Genomic DNA, 1,049 nt, shown 5'->3' on the forward strand with positions numbered 1-1,049 from the left:
CGCAAAATAGATGACAATAAAGAGGAAGAACGGCATAGTCGACGTGCTAATCCTGCTAAATCAGAAATACGTGTACCAAAAGTTGTCAAAGGAGCTGATGAGCGGCGACGCGGAAAGCTAACTCTGAATAGTGCACTGGATGAAGAAGGAAACGCACGTGGGCGCTCAATGGCTGCAATGCGGCGTAGACAGGAGAAGTTTAAGCGTGCACAAAATCAAGAACCAAGAGAAAAAATTTCTCGCGAAGTTGTTCTTCCTGAAACGATTACCATTCAAGAGCTCGCACAACGTATGACGGAGCGTTCTGTTGATGTGATTAAATTCTTGATGAAACAAGGACAAATGATGAAACCTGGCGATGTTATTGATGCAGATGTTGCCGAACTCATCGCTGTTGAATTTGGCCATACTGTTAAACGTGTTTTAGAATCTGACGTAGAAGAAGGTATCTTTAATATAAAAGATAATCCTCAAAACATGCAGCAGCGTCCCCCTGTTGTAACCATTATGGGCCATGTTGACCACGGAAAAACTTCTCTTTTGGATGCTATTCGTAAAGCAAATGTTGTTTCTGGCGAAGCAGGAGGTATTACGCAGCATATTGGTGCCTATCAAGTAGAACAGAACGGTCAAAAAATTACCTTTATTGATACACCAGGACATGCTGCATTTACGGCTATGCGTGCACGTGGAGCTCGTGTTACTGATATTGCTGTTCTCGTTGTAGCCGCTGATGATAGTGTTATGCCCCAAACGATTGAATCAATCAATCATGCGAAAGTCGCTGGTGTACCTATCATTGTTGCTATCAACAAAATTGATAAACCAGCTGCGAATGCACAAAAAGTACGTACAGAACTTCTACAACATGAAGTGTTTGTTGAAACTATGGGCGGTGAAACTTTGGACGTTGAAGTTTCTGCTAAAACTGGTCAAAATCTTGATAAACTTCTCGAAGCTATCCTTCTTCAGGCTGAAATGCTTGATCTGAAAGCAGATCCTCAACGAACTGCAGAGGGCGTTATCATTGAAGCCAAATTGGATCGCGG

1 protein-coding gene is annotated in these 1,049 nt (G+C 42.6%); it reads left to right on the forward strand.

Annotated features, from left to right (window positions below; genetic code table 11):
• A partial coding sequence (locus tag ACFIL8_RS10850; RefSeq protein ID WP_375689783.1) for a translation initiation factor IF-2 occupies window positions 1-1,049 on the forward strand: 1,049 nt, incomplete at both ends.

Source organism: Bartonella sp. AP57NXGY (assembly GCF_042195805.1).
In the GTDB taxonomy this organism is placed as follows: domain Bacteria; phylum Pseudomonadota; class Alphaproteobacteria; order Rhizobiales; family Rhizobiaceae; genus Bartonella.